Consider the following 25,448-nt stretch of genomic DNA (forward strand, 5'->3'; position numbering starts at 1 on the left):
CCGTCAGCTGCCGAAAGACAGCAGCGGTACGTCGTACAGGTCAGGCCGCGGGACTCGGCTGAACTCTGGCGACTTCACCTCGACGACGTACATCTCGGTGAGAAACTGAACCTTGGCGTCGAGGAGATGACTGGTGTGTGCGGTGGCCGCCTGCGCCTTCAAGCCAACTGACACGTGAATGTGGGGCCGTACGCCACCTGAGGCTGCGTCGTGTGCCAGGGTGCCACCGCCGAACGCCTCCACATTCTCAAGGTGCACGGCACTCCAAACTGGCGCGGCCGGGTCGTCCAGCTTCTCGCACGTTCCGACAAGCTGGACCTCGCGCAGGCCGGCGACGAACATCGGAATGAAGCCCTGCCGGACGTCTCGCTCGACACAGAACTGCGCGAGTGCGCTGTAGAAGTCGTCGTCATGATCGAAGTGGACGGCGAAGGTCCGTCCCAGGGTCAGCTCAGCTGCACGCAAGATAGCTTCCTTCGATCGCATCGATGTGCGCAACGTAGCGAATCGCTGCATCAAGGCCTCGAGTGGACAGGTGACGACTCCGCGGCTGAGCGATCCCTTCGATGCCCGCTACAGCCAACTCCTCACACCTACGCCGGAACCATCGCCAAGGCACGCCGAGGTAGTCGGCCATCTCCTCCAACCGTCCTGCTGAGCACTCGACCGCAATCATTGACCTCGCAGCGAGGCGCCTCTCGATCTCTCGGTACTCCGACACGCGCCGTGGTCGCGGGCGAGCATCAACTCGCCAGATCCCCTCGCCACCCAACCAGTTCGCCTCGATCGCCTCATCGGCCAGAACGAAGCCGCCGACCTCGCTCAACCCCGGATCCACAGTCAGTTCCACCGTGATCCCGAACGCCTCCATGAGAGCCATTGCCAGAAGGAGAAGCACTCGTTCGTACCGGGGCGAGGCATCGACCTCGGCCTCAGGAATGCAGAACGCCCGACGCATCCGGATGAAGCGCCGTGAGGTGTACCTCAGGTAGTCGAGCTTGTGGTTCCACAACAGCCAGGACGAGGCATCCTCACCTCGCTGTTCCCGGGTCCAGAAGAATGGGGTTTCGGAGAGTCGCCCCAGGTGCCGGCTGATGTGCCGCGAGCAGAATGTCGAGCCCAGCCACTGTGCGGAAACCGCGTTGAGTTCGGGTACCTCACTCAACGAAGCCTCAGACGCCGACTGCTCCACGTAGTGGGCCAGTCTCGCCTGGCTCATCTCCAGTTGGGCGTCATCGGCGAGCAATGCAGTGTCCGCGTTGACGACGGCCCAGATGATGCCGGCCGTGAGGTCGTCGATCACGTTGGCGGACGCGACAGGCTGCCGGATAGCGGGGCGACTTGCCCGGCGTACGAATCGCCGAGCGTCGGACACGTAGTACTTGCCATCGGCATCGGACGTGACGACGGCACTCCATCGATCCGTGCGGCGAAGCGACGTTGTGAGCTGTTCGGTCGGCTCGACCATCAGCCAATCAAGCCCGGTCTCTTCTGCGCTGCAATGATGCACCAACAGTTCGGCGCCGGCGAACGACTTCCCGGACGGTAGTTCAACGATGTTGCTTGCCTCAGTCGTGAGGAGCGCTCGTCCTCCGATCAGATCCGGCAATGCTGCGGGCGGAACGTTGCGCTGCGTACGCCGGAAGACGAAACCGAGATCCGAGGGGTCGGGTACTCGAAGCACCTCACAAAGCGCCGCGCGAACGTCAGCCGACGGCCACGAGTACCACCCACGCTCCCAATCCGAGATCGACTTCGCCGTGATCGTCACTTCGCGACCCGTTGCGCGATAGATGGCAGCGTTGACCTGGTCGGCGAGGCTCCCTTGGGACATCGCTCCTCGAGCTCTTCGTAGAGCCTCGTTGGGCTTTCGGTCGCGACCGCTCATTGCCCAAGCCTGCGGCTTGTTCAGCGGACGGGGTAAGGGCATGGTCAGACATCTCTAGATGTCTCCAGCCCAGAGATGTCCTATCCAGCAGCCAAACGGCGGCGAACGTTCCGCGCGGACTCCAGTAGAACAGGTTTGGCGCGGGTAACCGACCTATGGACCACGTGATCGACTGGATAGCGCGACAAGATTTCGTTCAGACGTTCATCGACATCGACTGGCCGACCATCGACGCCGGCAGTCAGGTCGCAGTACGTCAGCGCGTCGAGCAAATCCTGCCGGGACGGCGCGAACTCCTCCGCCAAGGTAGCGATCCCCCGCTCCGCCGCCTCGATGACGGCGCAGGTGTGATGCGCTACCAATCGGCAGACACGCTCGTCGACCCCCGCCACATCGCGAAGGTAGCGCGCGCCATCCAGCGGATGAAAGCCCGTGACCTTGATGGTTGAGGCGTAGCCGATGTCGTGCAGCCAACTGGCAACTTCAACCAGCTCGGCTTCCGGACCAAGCACGACAGCAAGCTCTCGTGCCCGACTCGCGACGCATTGGCTGTGGGCCCATCGTCTGGGCAACTCTTCGGCCAGCAGGTCGCGCGCCAATGCCTCCGCATCCGTCGCACTGATCATGCTCATGACATTACATGCGGCCGGCTCCTACCGCAGCGGAACGGCCAAGTGACCAGATCCGTTCGAAGCTGGTCGCGTATGACTGGAACATCTCACTGTCGTCGCCTCCACGGAAGCGATACACAGGCGACCGGGCCGCAGGGATGCCGAGCGCGTGCTGGTTGACCAACAGTTGATCGTCCGACCAATACATCGAGTTGTAGAGCACCGTGTCGTGCAACCTGAGCTCGACCTGGTCGTGCGCCAGTATGGGCCTGAGCAAGCTGATCGCGTTTCTGATCTTCAGGCTCATCGCCTCGCCGATCTCCTCCTCGACACCTCGGCGGTCGACGTTGCGCCCGCCCGGATCACCGAGGGCGATACGCACTCGCACTCCCTGCTCAGCCTTGTCACCGAGAAGGCGGATGAGCCTCACGTCCTCCGCCAGAAACAAGGCGCTGTAGGCAAGGACTCCGATCTGAGTTTCTGCCGAGGCAAAGAGCTCCCGCCACATGGCTTGCGAAATCGACAACCTACGCGGGTACACGGCGACGAGCTCGGTGGGATGTTCGACTGGCGAAGCCAGGGTAGGCCAGAGCACGGTCTCATCGACCTCGAGGAGTCGAGCCAGCGCCGCGCGTCTGCCCGGATGCGGCACCTGACCGCGCAACCAGTTCCGGACTGTCTTCGGCTCCACACCCAGCCTCGCCGCCAAATCCACCTCGGTGAGCTGAGCGCCGTACATCGCGCTCCGCAAGACCTCGTTCACCACAGCCGCATCCTTACCAGCGAGTAGATGTCCCTAAATGTCTACCCGGACCGTAACACGAAATGTCCCTAAATGTCCGCGAATGCGGTGCCGCTGTCCGCCCGTCCGCGAGCAAGCTTGGGACGCCCCCGGCAACGGTCGCCAAGCGAGCTGAGAAGCGAAAGATTGAGGAGCCGATGGACGTCGCAGCAGTACCTCGACGCGCCGCACCCCAGCTGGCCGAGCGGACGGCGGGACGAGTGACGAGCCCGCCCGAGGAACTCGACGAGTCCAGTGAAGACGACCTCGGGCGGCCTCTGCTACTCGGCTATATCCGGCGCGAGCTGATCGCCACCGCTGGCGACGTCCAGAAGATCGAGCGCCAGATGTCGAGCTTCGCCGAAGCCGAAGGCTTCTCGATGGGCTTCGTCTTCGTGGACGAGCCGGCCATCTGGCCGGCAGTCTTCGAAGTTATGACCGACGCTGTCCGCCGCCACAACATCACCGCCGTCGTCCTGCCAAGCCCCCTGCATTTTGCAGTACTGGGAGCCAGCAATGACATCAAGGGCACGTTTGAGCGTGCCACCGGCGCCCGTGTCCTTCTACTCAATTCCAGGAGCTGAGAGACCCCCCTCCTCGCTCCGCCCAAACCCGGTCCGGTTGGTGCTCACACCTCTGAGCATCAACCGGACCGGCTACATCCTGAACTCCTGACAGAGAGCTCCAACTGCATGCCTTCTCCCAACCTTGCCCTCCGCGAGGCACGGCTGCGGACGCCATCTCCAAGAGATCCAAGCCGGCCCATGTCTCGTGCAGAACTCGCCGAAGCTGTCTGTATATGGCTTTGGCGCACCAAGCGCGTGAGCGTACCGCTGGACGGCCACTACATCGCCAAGCTAGAACGCGGAGTGGTACGCCGAACCGGCAGTACCTACCGAGAAGGATTGCGGGCCGCGCTCGACGTCCCGACCGACCGCCAACTGGGGATGGACCGAGGAAGCTAGTCATCGTCAGGGAGCTGCCCGTCGAGCTTGTCGAACCACTCGATGACCTCGTCGGCCTTGTACCGGAGATGCCGTCCGACCCTACGGGCCGGCGGACCGGACTTCTTGGTCCGCCAGCCGTACAAGGTTGCCTTCGGCACCTTCAGGTAGGCCGCCACCTGGTCGGCGTCCCAGATAGGACTCGGCTCAGCTTCCGGCGACATCAGAGTCTCCCGGCCCCGCTCGGCGTTCACGCTCAGACTTCATGGTTCTGCGGACCTCACGGATGCTCCAACCGAGGATCTCGGCTGCGGCCTCTGCGGAACCACAGGTCCGGGCCAGTTGCGACGCTTCGCTCCCCGATCGAGCCTCCGCGGCAGCGACTCGTTCATCGCACCGCCGGATCGCCGCTTCCTTGGCCTGGATTGCGCGAGCCAGCGAAGCCTGGGCGTTGATCGCGCGAGCGGTCGCCGCCTCTATTCTCGCCTGGCGCTGACGTGCCCGCTGTAGCGCGGCGACCCGCTCACTTGCTCCCATCGCCAGCTCACAGCTCGGGACCGAGGTACGGAGCCTGCGTTCCCGCCTCGTGCTCAAGGCGTTTGCCGGCTGTCTTCGGCATGGGCGAAATCTGATGGCCGGTCGCTTCGAGGAACCTCCTCGAGGCGACCACTGCGCGGGTACCAATCGCTTTGATCACCGACTCGGGTGACCGGGGTTGAACCGCGTCTGCCAAGACCAGGACGCGATCGAAGGACGACGTCTCCATGGGGAGCCCGAATCGCGCCAGCGCGATGTGTGCGAATGAGTCGGCTTCGACTTCCTCAATGCCGTAGCAGGCCTCGGCCTTGCCCTGTTGACCCGAGTGCATGCGCACGTGGCCGACCTCATGCGCCAAGCGCGCGACCTTGGCGACAGGGTCCAGTCGATTCGAAACCACGATCCGTCCTGCGCCGGGATCTGTATAGCTATCCATCTCGGGCGCCGTCCACCGAACATCCACGGTCAGCCCGTGTGCGCGCGAATCCCCTACCAGGGCGCCCCACAGCTTGGCGGTCGTCCCCTGCGAGACCATCGCCGGCAGCGAGATCCGGGGACCGACGGTATGCGCGACGTCCCACACGTTCGCAACCTTGAACCCAATGATCCCCTGCCGGATCGAACCTTGGGGATCCATCGTCGGTTCCCCGGCCTCGTCCTCGAAGAGCACCTCGGCCCGCACCGGTGCGAGGATCTTGATGGCGCCACTCTTCACGACCTGGCGTCCAAGCCGCGCCCACGCCGGCGCGCCGGCGATGAAGTTCGCATGAGGCATTTGGAGATTGATCAGGACGGCATTCCCAAAGCCGTACGTCGGGAACAATGCGGCTGCGTCGAGCCACCGTGCCCACCCGACACCTGAGTTCACCTTCCGTATCTCCTGCGTGAGCACGGTGTGCAGAACCTCGGCGCTCACATTCATCTTGGTCACGAGAAACCTCCTGATCGACGGCTCTAGTTGGTCAACGGCCTGGCGGGTCGGGCTCTTGTCCCAGATCTGGCAATCCGGTGCTCTCGGCAACGAGGGCCTTCGAGACCAGCAGGGGCGGCGGTTGGAGCCGCGGAGACCTGTCGCCGAACGGCCGGCTGTGGTGGCTGGTACCTGACAAGTGGCGAGCCACGTCTGCGGCAATCGCCAGGTGGGCGGCGCTCTGGGTAAGGGTGCTCGTCAGTTCCGTGAAATACATGGCGACGCTGGTACGCATCCACCGCCTCGCCACCGCGGGACGGGCCACGCGGCGGCTGTAGTGCGGCAGTTCCATGGACGCGATGTCTCGTACCGGCATGAAGAGGTGACCGCTCCGAATCAGGTCATCAACGGCAGCCTGCTGGAATCGCGCTATCCGCGATGCAGAGTCGACCATCTCGTCGAGCGCATCCAGCGCTGCGATCGCCTGCCTGTGATCCGGTATCAGGGCCTTCGGTGCCAACAGATTGCCGTCGGCCCGCAGGAACGCGTCGAAGGTTGCCTTCAGATCAAGGAAGGCGACCTCGCCCGGTGTGCCACTCTGGCCACCGATGTCCGAGAGTCTTTGTTGCCATGAGCGGGCCACTCGAGCGGCGGCCGTATCGAAGGCACGCAAAGCCTCTCTCAGTCGTGCGAGGTCCAGCCGCTGCTGAGCGTCCAGACCAACGTCCTCGGCTACGGACGCGATGCAGTCCGTGAGGTGCCACGCGTAGCCACAAATCGTCCGAAGTTGAGATGTGCCCGACCGCAGATCGCGCGTCAGCAACGTGTGTGCGTCGATGTCCAGGTGGGCGCGTTCCCAACGCACCGCCATCCAAGCCAGCTGCGACAGCTCGTCAGTCCCGTACTGCGGGCGATTCGTCGCGAGGTTCCGAAGATCGCCGAGCCCAGAGGCGCCGCGGCCTCTTGTGACGATCTCCCCGAGTTGCGCCACCGCCTTGAGTACATGGCGGTACTCCTTGCTCCGCTTCGGCATTCCAAGGTCACGGAGAACAGTCCGGCCCGCGATCCGTGCCACGTCGGCGACCTCGGCCCGAGCCGCGAGGAGATCGTGGCAGTTGTCGAGAGCTGCGGCGTTGTACGCATCCTGTGTCGCCAGGAGATCTGCACCAGCACCAAGCGCCCAAGCCACTGGCATCAGTCCCTTAGAGCGATCCAGGTTGTTGAGAGCCACCGCGTCGCCGGTGAGATCGATGTCGCAACGCAACCAGCCAAGATGAGACCGCGTTGCGATCAGGACGGCCTGCCATCCAGACAGGAGCTCGCCGTTGTCGGTGTGCTGGACCTGATGAGCCTGTACTGCTGCCCGACGAGCCGCGCGGAGGAGATCCTCATACGTCGCGCGCATCCCGAACTCTCCGGACGTCGGCCGCGGCCGACCTGAGTGCGTCGCCAAGCGCGAGCCGCCACCCGACATCCTCGATTGGCACGTCCAGGTCATTCAGCGCCTCGATGGCCTCCTCATACAGCGCCGCAGGATCGGCATCCAACGCACCGTCGTACCTGACGTACGGGAGGATGCCGAGCAGTTCGCAGACCCGGTACCGACTGAACGCCGTCATCGCCCATCGGCCGTCGGCGGCATTGACCTCCGCTGCCTCGACGATCGCCTCGGCCCGGGTTGCCAGCTCCGTGATCCGCCGGCGTACATCGCCAACGTCATTGATGTTGTTCATTGCACATCCCTTCGGTTGCCCACGGCCACTCAACGGAGGCGACGTCGAGGCTTTGGGCTATGCGAAGGACCAACCACCACTACACTTCTTGCACTTAAGGCGCTTTCGCTTCGGAGATGGTGCGAAACGCGGTCTACCGCGCCCCACCGTTGACTGCTGTATGGAGAGCATCCAGCATCGATTCAGCACGCATCGAGCACGGCGGAAGTTGTGCTAGGCATCCATCGGCTATCCGCCGGCGAGGGCTACCTGTACCTACTGCGGCACGTCGCCTCGGGGGATGTCGAGCGTTCGCTGACCACGCCACTGACGGCGTACTACGCGGCCTCGGGGTATCCGCCTGGCCGTTGGATCGGTGCCGGATTGGCGGGTCTCCCCAGCGGGAGCTTGGCCCTTGGCGCGGTAGTGACCGAGAGCCAGATGGCTGCTCTCTTCGGACGCGCCGAAGACCCGTGCACTGGACAGCCTCTTGGGCGTCCGTACCCCGTTTTCAAGAGTCCGTCCGAGCGGATAGAGAACCTGATCAGCGCCCTCGACCCGGCTCTGGATGACGACTCCAGGCACGAGGCAATCCTTCAGATTCGAGCAGCCGTGATGCGAGAGAAGACCAAACAGGCGGTTGCCGGGTTCGATCTGACCTTCTCCCCTTCGAAGTCCGTCTCAGCCCTATGGGCAACCACCGATGTGGGCACTCAGGAGCAGATCGTCGCCGCACACCATGACGCGGTTGACGACGTAGTACGACTGATCGAGCAACATGCAGTTCTGACTCGCACCGGTGAACACGGAATCGCTCAGGTCGAGACTCGCGGACTTGTCGGCGCCGCCTTCGACCACTGGGACACGCGTTCCGGCGATCCGCAGCTGCATACTCACGTCGTCGTGGCCAACCGGGTTCAGGGGCCAGACGGCGCCTGGCGAAGCATCGACGGGCGCGTTCTGTTCCGTTCGGCGGTGGCGATGTCAGAGATCCACAACGTGTTCCTCGCGGACAATCTCAGTCGGCGCTTAGGCGTCGATTGGGAGCTGCGGCAGCGCGGCAAGCGCCGGAACCCGGCCTTCGAACTGACGGTCATTCCCGACCAGCTGATCGAGGAGTTCTCGGCCAGAACCGAGCAGATCGAGTCGAACCTTGCGGTACTTCTCGACGAGCGCGCAGACGGTCTGCCCACACCTAGGCGCAACGAAATGTACGTCCTACGCCAACGAGCGACGCTTATGAATCGACCACCCAAACATCACGCGCGACCGCTTGCAATGCTCATGCAGAGCTGGCGCCGGAGGGCCGATCTCAAGGTCGGCAGGGAGGGCATCGAGACGATTCAGCAGTCCCTTGCCCAAGCGGGCGACCGGCCGTTGGCAGCAGCCGATCTCAGCCCACAGACGCTCGAGGCGTACGCAGCTGCGACGGTCATCACCCTGCAGACCAAGCGGGCCACCTGGACTCGCTGGAACCTCCTTGCAGAGGCCGCACGTCAGACACGGCTGATCCGTTTGGTTTCGTCGGCCGAGCGGTTCGCAGTACTGGAATCGATCGTGGCGAGCGCGGAACAGCAGTCGATCAGTCTGACGGCCCCGGCGATCGTCACCGTGCCCGAGACCCGCGCAGACGGCGAGAGCGTCTTCACGATTCACAACGGACAGATCTTCACCTCGCCCGTCGTCCTCGGAGCGGAGTCGCTTCTCCTGGACCTCGCTCGCAACGCAACCGGACCGAAGATTGCTGCTCCGGTGACCGCCGCCGGGTTGAGCGCAGACAAGCAGGCGGCGCTTAGGCGAATCGCCACCAGCGGCCAAATAGTGGAAGCGCTCGTTGGCCCTGCCGGCACTGGCAAGACCAGCCTGTTGGCGGCCATGACAATGGACTGGGAGTCCGCTCACGGCGAAGGTTCTGTCATCGCGTTGGCACCATCGTCGGCGGCATCGGCAGTGCTGTCCGATGCCATCGGATCGCCGGCGGAGAACATCGCCAAGTGGATCTACGAGTCGACAGGGCTCGGCGCCGAGGAGCGTCGCGACCGCATTCGGCAGGCGGGGTACGCAGTACGGGAAGCTCGTCATGCGGGACGACGACGTCGCGAGTATCGGCTGTCACAGCTTCTCGCCGCGCTACGCGCCGAGCAGGACCGCTGGAAGTTCCGGTCAGGCCAACTGGTCATCGTGGACGAAGCGTCGATGGCCGGCACGATGGAGCTCGCGACTCTCGCGCGCGAAGCAGACTCCGCTGGCGCGAAGCTCCTACTCGTGGGCGATGACGCACAACTCAGCGCTGCTGACACCGGCGGTGCGTTTCGCCTCATCGCCCGCGACACCGAAGCCGCCGAACTCAGCGATGTGTGGCGCTTCAGCAACACATGGGAACGCGAGGCGAGCCTCGAACTACGAGCAGGTTCCGTCGACGTCATCGACGCGTACGACGACCAGCACCGCCTCGCCGCCGGCTCGAGCGACGCCATGGAGGACGCGGCGTACCGCGCGTGGATGACCGACATCGCAGCTGGCAAATCCAGCCTCCTGATCGCCGCCGACAACGCCACCGTCGCCCGGCTCAACGCCCGGGCCCGGCTCGATCGGATCATCACCGGCGAGGTCGAACCAAACGGAATCACCCTCCATGACCAAACCCAGGTCGGCGTCGGCGACCACATAGTCACCCGCCTCAACAACCGCCGCCTACGCCACGGCCGACACGGATTCGTCCAGAACGGCGACCAGTGGACCGTCGTTCATCGCTGGGCCGACGGCTCACTCACAGTCGAGAACGCTCGCCAAGCCCAGGTGACCCTCCCGGCCGCGTACGTCCAGGAATCCGTGGAACTCGCGTACGCAACAACCGCCCACCGAGCCCAAGGCTCCACCGTCGACACCGCCCACCTACTCGTCACCGACCACCTCACCCGAGCCCTCCTGTACGTCGGAATGACCCGCGGCCGCCGCAGCAACCACGCCTATGTAGCAACCCACCAATCAACGACCGACCTCCACGAACCACGCATCGAACAGACCATGCAAGACGTCCTAGAAGCCATCCTCGAAAACCCTGGAGTCGAACTCTCCGCCCACGAAGTCATGCGCCAAGAACTGGACAACGCTACCCGCCTCGACCGCCTCATCCCCATCCACGAACACCTCTGCCAACTAGACGCCCGCAACCGCTTCGCCCCCGCAATCTCCGCCAGCGGCCTAGACCAAGCCGACCAGGCCGCGCTCCAAGCCTCCGCTGCCTACGGCCCCCTCATCACCGCCCTGCGCCGAGCCGAAACCGCCGGCCTCGATGTCACCGAAGTACTACGCCGATCAGTCCACCAGTCGTCACTCAACAACGCGAGCGACATTGCAGCCGTACTTCACACCCGAGTAGAGCGACTGACTTCCAGAGCGGTACGTCGCAGCGGCCATCAGCCGACGCTCATCGCCGGACTCGTCACCCCGGCCGACCACGTCTCGGACCCAACCCTCATCGCTCCACTCCGGGAACTTGAGTCGCAGATCGTCCAGCGAGCAACTTGGCTCACCGAACAGGCGCACGCCACCGGACAGGCATGGTGCCGTGGCCTTTCCGACAGCGTCATCAGCGAAATCGCGGCCTACCGGGAGCGCTACTCGATCAATAGCCAATCGATACTCGGTTCCAAACCATCACCCGATGCCCGAGCCCAAACCAGGCACTACCAGCGCCTGCATCAACTCGTGCGCGGCCTTAAGCCACCAGCCTCCGCCACTCGTCCGCAAGACGCCGGCACGCCGAGTGCACGCGTCCACATCGAAGCTAGCGAAGGGGGTGGAGCGTCTCCGGTGTGAGTGGTCCAGATATCGCTGAGACCGCCGGTCCTGGTGGACTTCCAGGCACCTTGCCGGTGTAGCTGCAAATCCCGTACGCCCGCTCGGGCACGCATATTCTTGATGCTAAGGCTGTGCTGCTCCATCCGCTCGCGAGCGGATGGAGCAAAACTACCTGGCTTGCCGCCTTCGGCCGCTACCTCACCCCGGACGGCACGGCTCTCTTCCCGGCAACACGACATACAAGGTCACAGACCTGACCAACCTCAGGTCCCGCGCAACTCGCTAGGGTGCCGTCCCGACATACTGGTCCACCGAGATGCTGGCCTTGGCCCGAGCAAGCCACTCGACAGCTGCTTCCGAGAAGCTGAGGCCGAGGGTTGAGTCGTCATGCTCGCCCTCAATGTCTTGAACAACGTCGAGTACGACATCGCAGCCCTGTAGTTTCAGCGCGGCCAAGCGGCCACCTAACTCGTCACCCAGTGCAGCGACAGCGATCGAGAGTCCCTCCGTCCCGCCATGTAGCGACGAATCCCATTCGAGACTCTGTGCCCACAACGACGATCTGTAGTTTCGGGAAGGCTGAACCCTACTTGGGCTACCGATAGTTCGCCCAGAGTCGGGTTCTCTCCCGATAATAGCGGTCAGCTCGTCCAGCGACAGTTCCGCACTCTGCACCACAATCTCGGCTCTAATCATCACAAATCATCCGGGAACACTCCGGTCGGAATCGCGACTTTTCCATTCTTGTTGACAAGAAAGAGTTGCCGCCCTGGGCCGATCTTAATATCGAAGCGAGAGATCTCCGACTTGCCCACGTATTCCTCCTTGAAGGCATGAGGCTCGGTGCCGAGCTTCTTCAGGACATTCTTAATGTATGCATTGCTGAGACCCTTGTAATCGGAACCACCCGGCAATCGGATGGAGCCGCGTTCGTCGCGCTTTGCTTCCCGGTAATGATTCTTGACTGCACCGACAACCTTCTTCACTGCGGGCTTGACTTTGCTTGTCGGCCGTTCGGTCGGAGCACATTTATACAGACCGCGGAGCTTCGCTGGCAAGTGGGGCGTTATGTTGGTTTTGACCCAGTTCACGATCGCTTGGCCGGCTCGCGTTCTTTCGAGGAAGGTGCCTCCGGCTTTCCCGAGCCCGCCGAAGAGGAGTGTGCTCCCGGCACCCCAGAGGAAGTCTTTGCCGGCGTCGCTCCAGCCATAGTCATCGCCCCAGATCAGGGAGTTCAGGTAGCCGCCGGCGGCGTTGCCTGCGCCGGCGCAAGCGGCTACTACAAGGAGGTTGCTACCGGCACAGAGGCCGATGGCACCACCCATGAGGCCGCCTTGGATTGCGCCCTTGCCAGCGCCTTCCCAGGTATCGCTCCAGTCGCCGCCACTGTCCTTGTAGGCCTGGTAGCCGCCAGTCACGGCTCCAACGCCGGCGCCGATTCCGGCGCCGATGACAGCGCACCACCCGCACCCAAAGGCTCCGGAGGGGTCGGCTTGGGTGGCAGGGTTGTTGTAGCCATATGCGTAGGTCTGGATGAAGCCATCGTGTGAGGCTGCGGCTGGGTCCGGCCCGGTGAAGCGGCCTTGGCTTGCGTCGTAGTCGCGGAGGCGTACGTCGTACAGACTTGTTTTGGTGTCTTGGTATTGGTTGTGGAAGCGCAGTGGGTTGGTGGCCATGGCGCCGCTGGCCGCGGTGATGGCTGTGCCAAAGGGGTCCCAGGTGGCGGTGCCGGTGAGGACGGTGCCGGTGCTGGCTGTGTCGGTGATGGATCCTTGGTAGTCGCCGAGAAGCCAGGTTGGGCTGGTGCCGACGGTGTCGATGTAGGCGCCGCCGAGGCCGCTGACCGGGTCGTTGGCCCACTGATGGGTCGTGGTCCCTGTGCCGTTTGCTTCGCTGATCCGGGTTGGGAGGGCGCCGGCTGTGTCCCAGGTCCATTTGGATTGGAGTACGCCGTCGGCGCTGGAGGTGAGGCGGTTTCCGGCTTCGTCGTAGGTGTAGTCGATGACGGTGCCGGCAGTGGTGGTCGCCTGAGCGAGGTTGCCGTCCAGGCGGTAGGTGAAGGCTTCTGTACCTGCCGGAGAGCCGCGGTTCTTCAGGTAGCCGTTGACGTCGTAGGTGCTGGTGGTGACGCTGGCGCCGGTGGTTTCGGTCTGGACCCGGTCGTCGGCGTCAACGATTGTGGTGGTGACTAGGTCGGCCTGGCCCGGGGTGACCTTGGTGCTGGTTTTCCGATTGCCGTTGGCGTCGTAGGTGTACTGGGAACCGGGTGCGCCATCGCAGATGGTCGCCGCCGACGACGGTGTGCAGAACGCTGTGAGTTGTCCTCCCGTGTCGTAGCCGTAGAGGCTGCGTTTGACGGTGGCTCCGCGCGTTGTGTCGATCGTGGTGGGTCGACCTGCGGCGTCGTACGCGACGGTTTGGGACATCAGCGCGGTGCCTGAGCGGCCGTGTTCGATCTTGGTGAGTTGCCCGGCGTCGTCGTAGGTGCGGTCGGTGATCAGGCCGCCGGCGTCGGTCTTCTTGAGGTGGCCGGCCGTGTCGTAGGTGTAGGTCGTGGCGATCGGAGAGCTGATCGAGCCGCCGCTGAGGGTCGCGGTCGCGACGAGTCCGTCGGTGTCGTAGGTGAAGGCTTGCGATCGACCGTCCGGATAGGTGCGCTTGGACAACTTGCCTTGGGCGTCATGCCCGTAGGTGAAGGCGGCCGACCCCCTGGTCAAGCCCGTGAGGCGTCCTGCCTTGTCATAGCTGTAGGCCGTTGACGCCGCGCCGGCTGTCACGGTCTTCGCCCGGCCAGCTGCGTCGTAGGTCGACGTGACATCCGGTGTGCTGTCGGAGTAGTCGACCTTGGTCGTGTGCCCGAGGTTGTCATAGGTGTAGGACACCGACCCGGCCGGCAGAGTTGTCGAGGCAAGAGCGCCGGACGCTGTGTAAGACATTCGGGTCTCGCGACCCGTCGGCGTGACGTTGGTGGCCAGGCGACCGGCAGCGTCGTAGGTGTTGAGGTAGGCGCCGTTGCGCGGCGTTGTCGTTTTGGTGAGGTTGCCGGTCTTGTCGTAGTCGTAGGCGGTGACAGCGCCCGTCGGGGTTTTGACCGACTTCAATTGGCCGAGTGTGTCGTAGGTGTACTCGACCTTGCCGCCCGCGGGATCGGTGACTGATGTGACTTGGCCTGCCGCGTCATAGGTGGTGCCAGCCGAGCGCCCGAGCGGGTCTGTCGACTTCGTTTGCTGCCCGTTCGCGTCGTACTCGAACCTGGTGATCTTCCCCAACGGATCGGTGGTCGAGGTAACTTGGCCGTCGTCGTCGTACGACGTCGTGGTGGCGCGACCGGATTGGCTCTGTACTCGGGTCTGTTGTCCGGCTTTGTCGAAGGTGAAGGTCGAGGTGATACCGGCGTTGGTGCTCGCCACGACGCGGCCGAGTTTGTCGTACGTCTGTGATGACTTCACCCCGGTCGGGTCAGTGGTCTCCACGACCTGACCGAGCACGTCATACGCGGTGCTGATCGTGCTCATGTCCGGATTGGTGACCTTAACCGGCCGGCCTTGGTCGTCATACGTCGTGACCGTGGCGAGCTTCTTGGCCGGGTCGTTCGGGTCAGACACGAGCGTGTGGGTCAGTTGACCTTCGGCGTCGTAGGTGAACCGCGCCGTGTACTTCTCCTTGGTCGCCGCATCTGCGCCCGCGACGTTGCCCTCAGGCCTAGTCGTCGCCGCCAATTCACCCGTGACTGAGTCGTAGGTGTTGGTGGTCTTGGCCCCGCCCGGAGCTGTCGTACTGATGAGCCGTCCAGCGTCGTCGTACTCACTGGTCGTTACCCGGCCCTCGGGATCGGTCGTCTTGGTGACCTGCCCTGAAGCGTTGTACTCGTACTTAGTGATGCCGCCAGCAGGGTCCGTCATCGTGAGCAGTTGACTGAGCGCGTCGTAGGTGTTGGTCGTCACCCGGTCGAGCTGATCGGTATGCGTCAGGACCTGACCGAAGGCGTCGTAGGTCCAGTGTTCGGTATTTGCCTCGACGACCTCGGGAGTCGCACCTGCGACGTTGCCCAGTGGGCTGGTCTGGGAAAGCTTCTGATGCTTGGCGTCGAAGGTCGACGTCACCACGGCACCGCCGGGGCTGGTGACCTTGATGGGGTCGCCCTTGGCGTTGTAGGTGAAGGTGGTGACCTTGCCGAGCTGGTCGGTGCTGGTGGCGACCTGGCCGAGCGCGGTGTAGGTCTGCGAGGTGGTCGAGGCGTCCGGGTAGGTCGTCTTGAGAAGTTGGCCGCTCGAGTCGTACTCGTACATCGTTTCGTTGCCGGCGGCATCCTTGTAGGACGTGACGCGGTTGCCGGCGTCGTAGGTCCACTGTTCGAAGGCGCCGGCCGCGTCGGTGGTCCCGGTGGGGAGGTATTGCTTGAGGAGGTTGCCGCGGGTGTCGTACTCGCTGCGGGTCAGCTCCTGGCCGGGACTGGTCGTCGCGGTGACGTGGTTGTTCGAGCCGTAGTACAGGTCTTCGGAGCGTCCGTCGCCGCCCACGTGGGACACCAAGACGTTGCCTTGGTAGATGTCTTGGGTCTTGACCCCGGCGGGGTCGGTGATCGTGGCGGTTTCGCTGGCTGCGTCCCAGGCGAAGGTCCAGGTGCCGCCGGCCTCGTCGATCTGCGAGACCGCGCGCTTGGTGGTCGGGTCGTAGGTCGTCTTCGCGCTGACCGCGCCCGTGGGGTCGATGATGCTATTCAGGAGGCCGACGGTCGCGTCGTACCCGTAGGTGGTGGTCTTGCCGTCGATGCCCTTGACCGAAGTGAGCTGCCCGCCGGTGTAGCCGTACTCGGTGACGTCGCCGGTGGAGGCGGTGATCTTGCTGATCAGCGCGCCGTTCCACTCGACGGTGAACGTCTGGGTCAGGTCGTCGGTGATCGTGGCGAGCTTGCCGCCGGAGTAGGTGAGCGAGACGCCGCGGCCTTGGGGGTCGCGGTCTGCGATGAGTTGGCCGGTGGCGTTGAAGGTCATCGTGTCGCCGGCGATGTTGGTCAGTACCCAGCCACCGCCGGACTTGTCCGTCAGCGTCGCAGTCACACCTGGGTCAGGTGTCACGTAAGCCGATCCGGATTTCGTGTACTTCGTGACGCCGCCGGTCCCGTTGCGGATGTCGAGGGAGTTGTCGGCGTTCTTGGTCAGCGAAACGTCGTACCCAAAGGTCCAGCCCTTACCGAACGATCCGACGTGATCGTCGAGGCTGTTGTATGTCCGGGTGCCGGTGAGCGAGCGTCCCGGGCCGGCGACGGCAAGGTCGGTGAAGTACTCGGTCAGCGAACCGGTCGCGGTGTTGACCGGGTCGGCGGCGAGACGCGTGTTGACCATGCCCCGGCCGTCCCAGCACGAGCAGCCCCAGGTACGGCGCAACGGTTGCGGGTTGGGTCCGCCGTACCCGCTTTGCGAGATGCTCTTCAAGAAGATCGACCGGGCGCCGTCCGACTTGGACGCGTCGACACCGTTGTGGCCGGTGTAGTCGCGCTCCTCCATGTGCGCCCAGTCGCTGATCGCAGTACCGTCCGCGGTCAGGTGCTTGAACTCGCCACCGTCGGAACCGAACCGGTAGAGCTTCGACCGGTCGGAGTAGAGCTGGTAGTCGGTGAACTGCTGCGTCTCGTCACCGAGCTGCTTGCGCAGGTGGTTGTTGTGGAAGACGTTGTTCTCCCCCGACGACCCCGACCACTTCACCGCCTTCTTCCCAGCCGCCCACCAGATCGGATACCAATCCGAGTCGTCCGGATCAGACCCGCCCTCGTCACCACAGTTGCTCTGGCAGTTCGAGGACTTGTGCTCGTACGGGACGGTGACCTCGTTCAACTCGAACAGGTTGTTCCGCTCGAAACCACCGTGCAGGTTGAGGTCGGAGTCGAAGCTGTTCGCGATCGCGACGTTGCCGCTCGACGACCACTGGAACGTGAAGTGCCGCAGATCGCGGGTCGTGTTCCCGGCATACACCGAGTCCCAGACACGGGAGCCACGGAAGTACCCGTTGCCACCCTTGCCCTTGTTCCACGAGCCTTCGAGCTTGTTGTCGATCACCGAGATGTTGGCCGCGGCCTCGGTGACGATCGGGTGTGACCCGGTCATCTCCGAGTGCACGTTGCGGATCCACGAGTTGTTGACCCACTTGAGCACGATGCCGTGCATCGCCGCGGCCGGGTCCATGTTGCCGTAGTTGTGCTTGGCCGACTCCTTGTCCAGGCCCGGCATCACCTGGGTGAAGGCGAGGTCCTCGATGCCGACGCCGGTGACCAGGTCGACCATCGGCGACACCTTCGACGGGAACACCTCACCGTTCAGCGGCGCCGAACCGTCCGACGTCGAGTTGACCGGCAGGTCGTACTCGAGCGGCTTGTCCAGCGTGAGCGTCCCGGCCAGCGGATCGCCCGACGTCACCATGAACATCTGCTGACGCATGTGCAGGTTGTCCAACGGGAACTCCGTCGGCGTCGCCTCCATGCTGTCGTAGAACTTCTGCGAGTTCGCGGCCATCACGTTCACGAAGCCGCCGACCTTGAGGTTGTCGAACGGCGTCCCCGGAGCCAGCTGGATGACCTTGTCGCCCTTACGGGCGCTGTAGTTCGCGTCGCCCGCCTTGCCGCCCAGCAGCAGACCGGTCGTCCAGTGGTCGTTGACGGTGCCCTCGAACAGGTCCTTGCGGTTCGGCGCGGCGGCGGCGTACTGCTCGGCGTACTTCGGAGCGACCGCGCGCGACTGGACCCGGATCATGCCGCGGCCCGGCCAGATCCACCCACCGGTCGCCTCACCCGACGTCATCGCGTCGAGATCCCAACGCGAGCCGTCCTTGGTGATCTTGTCGTAGCGGGTGTTCGCATCCGGCGCGAAGACGAGCTGCGTACCACCGGTACCAGAGCCCGCGCCGCGCAGCAGCATGTAGTCGGCGTCGATGTGCAGCTCGTGGCTCAGGTTGATCTTGCCCGCGGGCAGCAACACCTTGGCCATCGAGTCGATCCGGGACGTCGGCGAGCAGTCCGTACGGATGTGGTCGATGACCGCCTGCAGCGCGTTCGTGTCGTCCTTGTCGTCGTTCGGGATCACGTTGTACGTCGACTGAACCGTCGCCGCCGTCAAGTTGCAGGCGGCGTCGCTGCGGTAGTTGGACGGTGCCGGAAGCGGAGTACCGCCACCGAAGCCCGCGTGGCTCCAGTCGTAGACACCCGCGATCGCAGTACGCCGGTTGTCCGACGTCGCCCACAAATTCTTGATCGCCGGGCCGGGCTCCTCATCCACCGGCGGCGCGACCCGGAAGTCCGGCATCGTGCCGACCGTGAAGACCGCGGTGACATCTTTGGTCGCGCCCGTGCCGGTGTTGATCACCCAACGGGCCTTCAACTTGTGCTGACCGTTGGTCGTGGTCACCGTGAACTGATGCGGCGGCGCCGTGCTCTTGCCGATGAAACCGTCATCCAGCAACCACGTGACATCGCCGCTCACACCGACCGGGTTCGACAACACAGCGGTGAACGGCGAGTTGACCTTGCCCGCGTGCAACGGCGTACCAGCCGACGACAGGAACGGACCGTCCTGAACGTTGGCGGTAGCAACAACCTCTTTGGCCTGCTGATTCGACGGATCCGTCCACGTCGCCTTCACCTGATGCGAGCCGGCGCTGGTGGTGATGTTGGCCTGGAACGGCGACGACGTGTCCTTGATGACCAACGCGCCATCGAGCAGGAACGTCACCCCACCCGGGATCGACGTCGGTACGCCGGCCAGGTCTGCGCGGAACGGCGAGTTCACCGTCGCGCCCTGCAGCGGCTCGCTGCCCGCCATGAGAGTCGGCTGCGTCGGCGTCGTACCGACCGTGAAGTTCGCGAACGTCTCCGCCGTCGCACCAGTCGTGGTGTCGATGACCCAGCGCGCCTTCAGCTTGTGCGGGCCGGCTGTGTACGTGGCCGAGTACGCATGCGGAGGCGTCGGTGTCTTCGCGGCGAACTTGTCGTCCACCAGCCACGTCACCTCGCCCGTGGCCGCCGGAGCATCAGTCAGATCAGCCTTGAACGTCGCCGGCTGCGTCGAACCAGCCAACGCAACACCAGCCACGGTCAACGTCGGCGAAGCAGCAGCCGACGCCGTCGGCGTGACCTTCATCAAACCAGCCGTCAGCAAAGCCGCCGACAACACGATCGCCAAGAATTTGGGCAGGGCAAAAGAACGCAACCGACCAACCACGAGAAACCCCCAGTATCAGCACCCCCGAGGTGCAACTGCCCGGGACGAGGCAGCCGAGCCAGCGTGCGGGCCACCAGCTAGTCCTGACAAGGTGATTCGTAGAAGTTGCAGCAACATGCAATTCCCTTGTGAACAGCGGGAGTCCATGCGGAATCGGATGCGCCAACTCAATTGACATCACCGTCGGCCTGGACTAGTGGAGCTGCCTAGAAATTGCACTCTGGGCAGGGCAGTTCGGGAGGGCGGTGGCAGGTGAGCCATGATGTTGCTTCAGGAGGTCCTACTCATGTTCCGACCACGTAACTCGCTGCTCGAGGCTGCTCTGGCTTATGCGGCAGCGGGGATCGCTGTCCGGCCGGCGCCTGCGCTAGTACGGTCGCCAGCCCAGCACGATGCCTTTGGGCGCTGGATCTGCTCCTGTGGCGATCTGCTCTGCGAACTTCCTGGCGCACATGCTGACGCGGAAGCTGACTGGACAACGAATCCTGAGGAAGTCGCTTCTACCTGGCAGGCACCGACTCCGCCCAACCTCCTCGCAACATCAGGTTCGCGGGTGTCCTTCTGGCAAGCGCCTCGTATCAGCGGGGCCGAAGGATTGCGACTCTTCGAGCAGCAGCGTCCTGGGCCGTGGACGCCGCAACTGAAGCTGCCGAGCGGAGATTGGGTGCTGGCGACGTTGCCGCCGACGGGAGATATCTCTCTGCCGGCAGGCGTGGTTTACCTGGAGCCTGGGGAACCGGTGCTCGTGCCGCCGTCGCGTCGGGCCTCCAGCGCTGCCCTGCTGGGGGCGCGAACGCGCCTGCGCTGGCAGGATGCGTCGCGGTTCCCGATGGCGCCGCTGCCGTCCGCCGAGGACGTCTTGCGACTGGTGGGTCAGGCGGAGCAGGAGCGGCTTGAGTTGCTCAGCGGCGTCCGCAACCTGGCCTAGTCGAGCAGACCGTCCACGATCGCGGATGACGGATTGGTTGGCGCGTCATAGGCCGACCAATCCGCAGTCTCGAAGACCATGTCGATCGCGTCCCGCCGTCGGTAGGGTTCCCATCTCGTGAGGCTCGGATGGATCAGCCACCGGATCCTCTTGGTAGCCCCCATCTTCGTGCTGGGCGTCAGTACCCATCCGTTGGGCCCCGAGATCACCCGGCCTCCAGCGTTCTCGGCGAGTTCGGCAGGCACTGAGCCTTGGGTGACGAAGAACTGCCAAGTTCGGCTCGCGGGGACGATGGCCGTGGGACAGGCGCCCTTCAGCTGGTCGTGGAGCGGAGCTCCGAGTCGTGCGGGTAGCTCCAGGACGTCGAAGTGCTGAGTGATTAATGCGATCTCCCACCTGCCATCCGAGAAAGCTTCCGCAGCCTCGTCTTGCGTGTGGATCGTGGGCACGCCCGCAGGCACCAAATGTGGCTCAAGGCAACCGACTAGACCGCAGGTGCAGCCGGTGCCGTGAGGAATGGCCAGCCGAGCGATCGGCCAGTCGTTCCTGACATATCGCATTGCGAGGCGCCGCAGGTGGTCTCTGCGGCGCCTCTCCAGCGGGGAAGGTCGATCAGGCACGCTTGCCTATTGCGAGGAGCAGGGAACTGGCGTGGACGAGGTGAGGCTGCCCATCGGCCAGGCGCGAGCATGCAAGGGCGGTCTCGAGGGGATCCGGGGCGCCGATGGACGGCGGTAGCGGCATGTCCTTGAAGTGTGCGTCGATGACGACGGTCAGCCAGCCGCCGGGGCCGGTCAGTCCCGAGATCCTGACCCGGTCGAGGAACGGCGCGAGCTCGCTCCGGAGCTGAGCGACGGTGTGATAGGTCGTCTCTGCCATCCGCTCGTTCTCGAAGCTGTAGCCGTCGTTGAGGATGTCCTCGACGACTTCACGTCGGGTCTGCAGCGTGTTCGCCAGCGTCGAGCCGATGAGGTTTGCGTTCCGGTTGATCGCGATGACCGCAAGCACGCCGCCAGGACGAAGTACCCGAACGGCTTCGCGAACTGCCAGGCGTCGTTCCTCGTTCCTGGTCAGGTGGTACATCGGACCGGCCATCAGAACAACGTCCATGCTCTCGTTGTCCCATGGCAGCCGACGCGCATCCCCGATGACGGCGTTGATACCGGCGGCCTTCGCCTGCTCGACATGTCGCTCCACCGGGTCCAGAAGCACGACGTCATGGCCAAGTTCGGCAAGCCACTCAGCGTGCTTTCCCGGACCGCCACCGACGTCCGCGATCCGGGCCGGCGCCGACGGGAGGTGCTCATCGAGCAACTCCTTCAGCCGCTGGAGTTCGAGGCGACCCTTGAGCGTTGTCTGCAGCCGACCAGCCTCGTCATGGCGCTCGGTGTAGTGGTCCCGGATCTCGCTCACGATCTCGGGGGGCCCTGGCTTGGTGCTTTGCACGTTCGGGTCCTTTCATTTCGCGCTGTTGAGCTTCGGAGGTGGAACGGCGGGCGAGTGGCCCTCAGTCGGACACTCGCCCGCCGGTTTGAGAGGAGTCCTCGGCCGCGAAACCCGCAGGGGAACGGGAGATCTCACGGACGAGGACTCCGACAGTGGGCTACAGATCCCCGGGATCGGCGTCGATCTCGATTGGCGTACAGATGACCTGCAGGGTGGGGAATCGGCGCCTCATCGCAGCGGCATACCGATCGGCTAGTGCCGACTCTGCGGCGTACTCGGCAATCGCGAACTCCCCGTACAAGACCTGAACCAGGTGGCGAGGTTCTGGAGTCAGCAAGGTCTGCATCACTGACCCCGGACGTCCTGAGCGATATCGCGAGCGATTGCGAGGTACGCCAGCACAGCAAGGGCGATCAGGCCGTCATTCACGATGGGTGCCACGGTCACGAGCCAGTAGCCAGTCATGGGATTCACTCCGATGGTTGGGCGATTGGATCTGCATAACCACCAAAGCGCAACTCGATGATCCTCGAACAGAGATCGACTGTTGCCTCGCTGTTGCCTTCTCCTCTTAGTGTTGCGTCGATGTTGCGTCGAAATCGATTGCCCTCGGCATGGATTAATGGCACGACAACAAGCCGCACAGCCAAGATGGCATGTGCAGCTCATGGATCGAAGTGACTAACGCCTAACCGCTCCGAGCCAGAAAGTCTTGGGCCGACCGGGTAGTGCGATAGGAAGCCAGAGACTTACGGAAGTCATCCAACGCACCAGCTGGCCGAGAGGAGTCGACTCCATCGCTTTGGGCCAGGGCCTGTGAGGCTGCAGCACAGGCGGCGTCGACGTCACCCAGCCTCAAGTGGGCATCGGCCGACCTGACGAGGAAGAGTGCGTTGTCCCGCGCATAGCCGTCGGCAGCATAGGAGGTCTCACGGGCTGCCGCGAAGCTGGCCAACGCCTGGCGCGGGTCTTCCAGTTCCAGGGCTGCCGAGGCTGCAGTCATCTCGATCTCTGCCGCAGACATCCAGTACGCCCACGACGGATCGTCGTCGCTGCTGCCAGCCGCGTAGGTGGTCCTCGCAGCGTCGAGCTCGCGGGCGCTTCCCACCCGGTCACCGATCTTCGACAGCGCCCGCCCGGCCCGCATGTGCAGCATCGCCCGTACAAGCGGAGTCGCCGTCCGTGCGTCTCGTTGGGCAGTGCGGACCAGATTGACCGCATCTTGCGGGTTGCCCACCGAGTACGTCTGGATCGCCATGAACGCGAGCACGTTGGCACCGCTCGCCCGATCCCCTGCCGACGCCGAGGCGCGCAGGGCGGAGATGTAGTACGACTGCGCGGCTGCGTGTCGGCCGGCGTCGAAGTGGAGCCAGCCGCAGATTCGCGCGGCCTCGGCCAGGGCCGAGAACAACCGACGCCCGGTCTCAGCGTCGTACACAGCAGCGTCGGCTAGCTGGCTGAGGAGGTTGAACTCGGCGACCGCCAGTGGGCGTATCTCGCCGCCGCCGAGGACGTCATCCAAGCGACGTAAGTCGTCCAACCGCCGCTCGAGACGGGCGATGGTCGCGTCTGTGACTCGACGTCTGCCAGTAGCGGCCGCCGCCGGCGGATCCGCGAGAGCGCCGGCCCAGTCCGCACCGAGCGACGACAGCGTCGCACCGGTCGCGATCAAGAAACCACGACGGTCCATCGATCCTCCCTGCGCGGCAGCGGCGGTTGAAGCCACCGTACCTTCGGGAGTCCATGGACTGTGGAGGACCGCGTGGTCGTCCGGAAACGCTTGTAGCAACCAGGCCGGCCAACCGAGTTGCTTCACCACCTTGTGAGGTACGCCGTGCAGCTCCCCCATCGCGTGTTGCGCCGCCGCGTCCGGCACAACGCTGCCTGACTCCCAACGAGTCACCTTCTCGCGCCGGAGCGCCATCGGTCCGTAGCCCAACCGGCGGTGCTGCTCGTCGACTTTGCGGAGATATGCCAGCGCGGGCAACCCGGCCTGATCACGTAGCGCAGCGAGCGGGTGGCGCAGACGCCCCGTTCCCATCAGCTGCCGCCTTCTCCGTCTGGGTGTGTCGGCACCCTGATCAGCCCCACTTCCTGACCCCATCAGGAGCCTCGCTTGGAAGATTGCTCTCTGTGATCAAGTCTGGCCCTCTTGACAGGCTCCGCACTCGCAGAGTTTTTGCGAGTCCGCGCTGCTTGGTCAGAGGCAGTGAGAGACTTTCCAATGGGACGCAGCAGTCCGTATGCGGAGAGGCAGGGACGATGACGAGCAAGACCGCCGGGGAGCGGGTCGCCCGCGCGCGCAAGCGCAGGGGCTGGACTCAGCGCCAACTGGCCGACGCTCTCGGGTACTCCGTCAGCTGGGTCAGTCAGGCCGAGCGCGGCGCCATTCCGCTCGACCGCTTCAGCGTCCTCGACCGCGTTGCCGACGTACTGGGCGTCGAGATGGTCGAACTCACCGGCCAGCCGTACCGCCATGGAACCCCGGACCTCGACTCCGGCCACAACGGCATCCCAGCACTTCGGCTCGCACTCCAGCGAGCCCTCATGCCGACCTACCGCGACCCGGCACGCGCCCCGCGGACACTCGCAGAGCTTCGTACCGAGGTCACCGCAGCCGAAGACCTCCGCCAGGCCGCCAACTTCACCGCCCTCGGCGGCATCATGCCCGCCCTGGTCGACGATGTCGCAGCCGCTCTAGGTGCCGCCGAAGGCCAAACCCACGACGAACTCGCCGCACTGTTCGTCCGCGTCTGCCACATCGCCCGCGTCACTTCCGACCTAACGGGCCACCACGACCTCGCCTGGACAGCCGTCGAACTAGAGGCACGCACCGCCGAAACCCTCGGCGCCCCCGCTCCCCTAGCCGCAGCTTCCTGGGACCTATGCGGCGTATGGCTCCACGCCGGCGGCGACGCTCTCCGCTCAGCCCGCTCGGCAGCAATTGAGGGCATCGACCGCCTCGAAGAACACGTCGGCAAGGATGCCGAACTATCCGCCCTCTGGGGTGCTCTGCACCTGCGAGCCGCCGTCACCAGCTCCCGCCTGTGGGCCGAAGCCGACGTCCGCACCCACCTAGCCGAAGCCGCCCGCGTAGCCCCAGCCTCAGGCAACACCTGGCAAACCCAGTTCAACGCACCGAACGTAGCCTTGCACGCGCTCGAGACCGCAGTAGAACTAGGCCAACCAAACGACGCCCTAGGCCTCTCAGACCGAGTCCCAGTAGACGCCATCAGCTCCACCGAACGCCGCACCCACTACTGGACCTGCCGAGCCCGCAGCCTAGCCATGGTCCACCAAGACGACGCCGCCCTAGACGCCCTCCTAACCGCCGAGCGCCTAGCCCCAGCCCACGTCCACAACCGCCCCATGGCCCGCCAACTAGTAATGGACCTCCTCCACCGAGGCAAGCGCTCAGCACCTCCAGTCCGACAACTCGCCAGAAGGATGGGCCTTACCACCTGAAGCAACGGAGGTGCTCTGTCAGCTCTCGGCGGGCTGATCGAAATTGCAGGAACGTGCAACAGCTTTATTGTTGACGACGATCCGCAGACAGCGGTTTGGTGACATCACGACCTTCGCGACGGTTGCGTGAATCATCAATGATCATCCGCCACTGACTCCTGTATGCCAGCGGATGATCCCCACTGCTTGGACTCGGGCGTCGGACCGTCGTT

General features: G+C 64.3%; 16 protein-coding genes. 5 read left to right on the plus strand and 11 right to left on the minus strand.

Features of this window, described 5'->3' with window-relative positions:
• Positions 1-3: 3 nt before the first annotated feature.
• The 4 genes from ABD116_RS21195 to ABD116_RS21210 form a co-directional block, all read right to left on the minus strand.
• Entirely contained in the window at positions 4-465 is a 462-nt protein-coding gene (locus ABD116_RS21195; protein WP_343972730.1) for a PPC domain-containing DNA-binding protein, read from the minus strand.
• Positions 452-1,609, minus strand: coding sequence for a hypothetical protein (locus tag ABD116_RS21200; RefSeq protein ID WP_343972733.1), 1,158 nt, complete (start codon positions 1,607-1,609; stop codon positions 452-454). The genes ABD116_RS21195 and ABD116_RS21200 overlap by 14 nt, the downstream gene beginning before the upstream one ends.
• A gap of 359 nt (positions 1,610-1,968) precedes the next feature.
• Complete coding sequence (locus ABD116_RS21205) at positions 1,969-2,514, minus strand: HD domain-containing protein (protein ID WP_343972735.1); 546 nt, start codon at positions 2,512-2,514, stop codon at positions 1,969-1,971.
• A 10-nt stretch (positions 2,515-2,524) separates the two neighbouring features.
• Positions 2,525-3,265 (minus strand): XRE family transcriptional regulator, encoded by a 741-nt coding sequence (locus ABD116_RS21210; RefSeq protein ID WP_343972738.1) that lies wholly within the window; start codon positions 3,263-3,265, stop codon positions 2,525-2,527.
• Between the two features lie 173 nt (positions 3,266-3,438).
• On the opposite strand from ABD116_RS21210, the gene ABD116_RS21215 reads away from it, so the two are divergent.
• Together ABD116_RS21215 and ABD116_RS21220 are read left to right on the plus strand one after the other, a co-directional pair.
• Positions 3,439-3,864 carry a hypothetical protein gene (locus ABD116_RS21215; RefSeq protein ID WP_343972741.1) on the plus strand — a complete coding sequence of 142 codons (426 nt, stop codon included), beginning with the start codon at positions 3,439-3,441 and terminating at the stop codon, positions 3,862-3,864.
• 237 nt (positions 3,865-4,101) lie between these two features.
• On the plus strand, positions 4,102-4,245 hold the full coding sequence (locus tag ABD116_RS21220) for a hypothetical protein (protein ID WP_343972744.1): 144 nt from the start codon (positions 4,102-4,104) through the stop codon (positions 4,243-4,245).
• Here ABD116_RS21220 and ABD116_RS21225 read toward each other — a convergent pair.
• The 4 genes from ABD116_RS21225 to ABD116_RS21240 all read right to left on the minus strand — a co-directional run bounded on the left by ABD116_RS21225 (position 4,242) and on the right by ABD116_RS21240 (position 7,404).
• A complete protein-coding gene (locus tag ABD116_RS21225) occupies positions 4,242-4,448 on the minus strand; it encodes a helix-turn-helix transcriptional regulator (RefSeq protein WP_343972747.1) in 207 nt (68 codons plus the stop codon). The genes ABD116_RS21220 and ABD116_RS21225 overlap by 4 nt on opposite strands.
• A 320-nt stretch (positions 4,449-4,768) precedes the next feature.
• A complete protein-coding gene (locus tag ABD116_RS21230; protein WP_343973085.1) occupies positions 4,769-5,683 on the minus strand; it encodes an ImmA/IrrE family metallo-endopeptidase in 915 nt (304 codons plus the stop codon).
• A 40-nt stretch (positions 5,684-5,723) separates the two neighbouring features.
• Positions 5,724-7,076 carry a hypothetical protein gene (locus ABD116_RS21235; RefSeq protein ID WP_343972750.1) on the minus strand — a complete coding sequence of 451 codons (1,353 nt, stop codon included), beginning with the start codon at positions 7,074-7,076 and terminating at the stop codon, positions 5,724-5,726.
• The gene (locus tag ABD116_RS21240) at positions 7,060-7,404 is read right to left on the minus strand and encodes a hypothetical protein (RefSeq protein ID WP_343972753.1); all 345 of its coding nucleotides are present in this window, start codon (positions 7,402-7,404) and stop codon (positions 7,060-7,062) included. The genes ABD116_RS21235 and ABD116_RS21240 overlap by 17 nt, the downstream gene beginning before the upstream one ends.
• A 210-nt stretch (positions 7,405-7,614) precedes the next feature.
• On the opposite strand from ABD116_RS21240, the gene mobF reads away from it, so the two are divergent.
• Positions 7,615-11,205, plus strand: coding sequence for a MobF family relaxase (gene mobF, locus ABD116_RS21245; RefSeq protein ID WP_343972756.1), 3,591 nt, complete (start codon positions 7,615-7,617; stop codon positions 11,203-11,205).
• Positions 11,206-11,882: 677 nt separating this feature from the next.
• Here the strand turns inward: mobF and ABD116_RS21250 are convergent.
• The gene (locus ABD116_RS21250; protein ID WP_343972759.1) at positions 11,883-19,385 is read right to left on the minus strand and encodes an RHS repeat-associated core domain-containing protein; all 7,503 of its coding nucleotides are present in this window, start codon (positions 19,383-19,385) and stop codon (positions 11,883-11,885) included.
• A gap of 565 nt (positions 19,386-19,950) precedes the next feature.
• Here ABD116_RS21250 and ABD116_RS21255 point away from each other — a divergent pair.
• Positions 19,951-20,325 carry a hypothetical protein gene (locus ABD116_RS21255; RefSeq protein WP_343972762.1) on the plus strand — a complete coding sequence of 125 codons (375 nt, stop codon included), beginning with the start codon at positions 19,951-19,953 and terminating at the stop codon, positions 20,323-20,325.
• A gap of 612 nt (positions 20,326-20,937) precedes the next feature.
• On the opposite strand, the gene ABD116_RS21260 is transcribed toward ABD116_RS21255, so the two are convergent.
• On the minus strand, positions 20,938-21,771 hold the full coding sequence (locus ABD116_RS21260; protein WP_343972765.1) for a class I SAM-dependent methyltransferase: 834 nt from the start codon (positions 21,769-21,771) through the stop codon (positions 20,938-20,940).
• Between the two features lie 688 nt (positions 21,772-22,459).
• Positions 22,460-23,812 (minus strand): NsdA family TPR-like regulatory protein, encoded by a 1,353-nt coding sequence (locus ABD116_RS21265; protein WP_343972768.1) that lies wholly within the window; start codon positions 23,810-23,812, stop codon positions 22,460-22,462.
• A gap of 221 nt (positions 23,813-24,033) precedes the next feature.
• Between ABD116_RS21265 and ABD116_RS21270 the strand changes: the two genes are divergently transcribed.
• On the plus strand, positions 24,034-25,236 hold the full coding sequence (locus tag ABD116_RS21270; protein ID WP_343972771.1) for a helix-turn-helix domain-containing protein: 1,203 nt from the start codon (positions 24,034-24,036) through the stop codon (positions 25,234-25,236).
• Positions 25,237-25,448: the final 212 nt, after the last annotated feature.

This window comes from Kribbella koreensis, from assembly GCF_039525325.1.
Classification (GTDB): domain Bacteria; phylum Actinomycetota; class Actinomycetes; order Propionibacteriales; family Kribbellaceae; genus Kribbella; species Kribbella koreensis.

Coding starts and splice junctions, on each gene's coding strand:
- ABD116_RS21270 (WP_343972771.1), top strand. CDS start 24,034: ATGACGAGCAAGACCGCCGGGGAGCGGGTCGCCCGCGCGCGCAAGCGC.
- ABD116_RS21205 (WP_343972735.1), bottom strand. CDS start 2,514: ATGATCAGTGCGACGGATGCGGAGGCATTGGCGCGCGACCTGCTGGCC.
- ABD116_RS21265 (WP_343972768.1), bottom strand. CDS start 23,812: ATGGGAACGGGGCGTCTGCGCCACCCGCTCGCTGCGCTACGTGATCAG.
- ABD116_RS21235 (WP_343972750.1), bottom strand. CDS start 7,076: ATGCGCGCGACGTATGAGGATCTCCTCCGCGCGGCTCGTCGGGCAGCA.
- ABD116_RS21240 (WP_343972753.1), bottom strand. CDS start 7,404: ATGAACAACATCAATGACGTTGGCGATGTACGCCGGCGGATCACGGAG.
- ABD116_RS21230 (WP_343973085.1), bottom strand. CDS start 5,683: ATGAATGTGAGCGCCGAGGTTCTGCACACCGTGCTCACGCAGGAGATA.
- ABD116_RS21225 (WP_343972747.1), bottom strand. CDS start 4,448: ATGTCGCCGGAAGCTGAGCCGAGTCCTATCTGGGACGCCGACCAGGTG.
- ABD116_RS21215 (WP_343972741.1), top strand. CDS start 3,439: ATGGACGTCGCAGCAGTACCTCGACGCGCCGCACCCCAGCTGGCCGAG.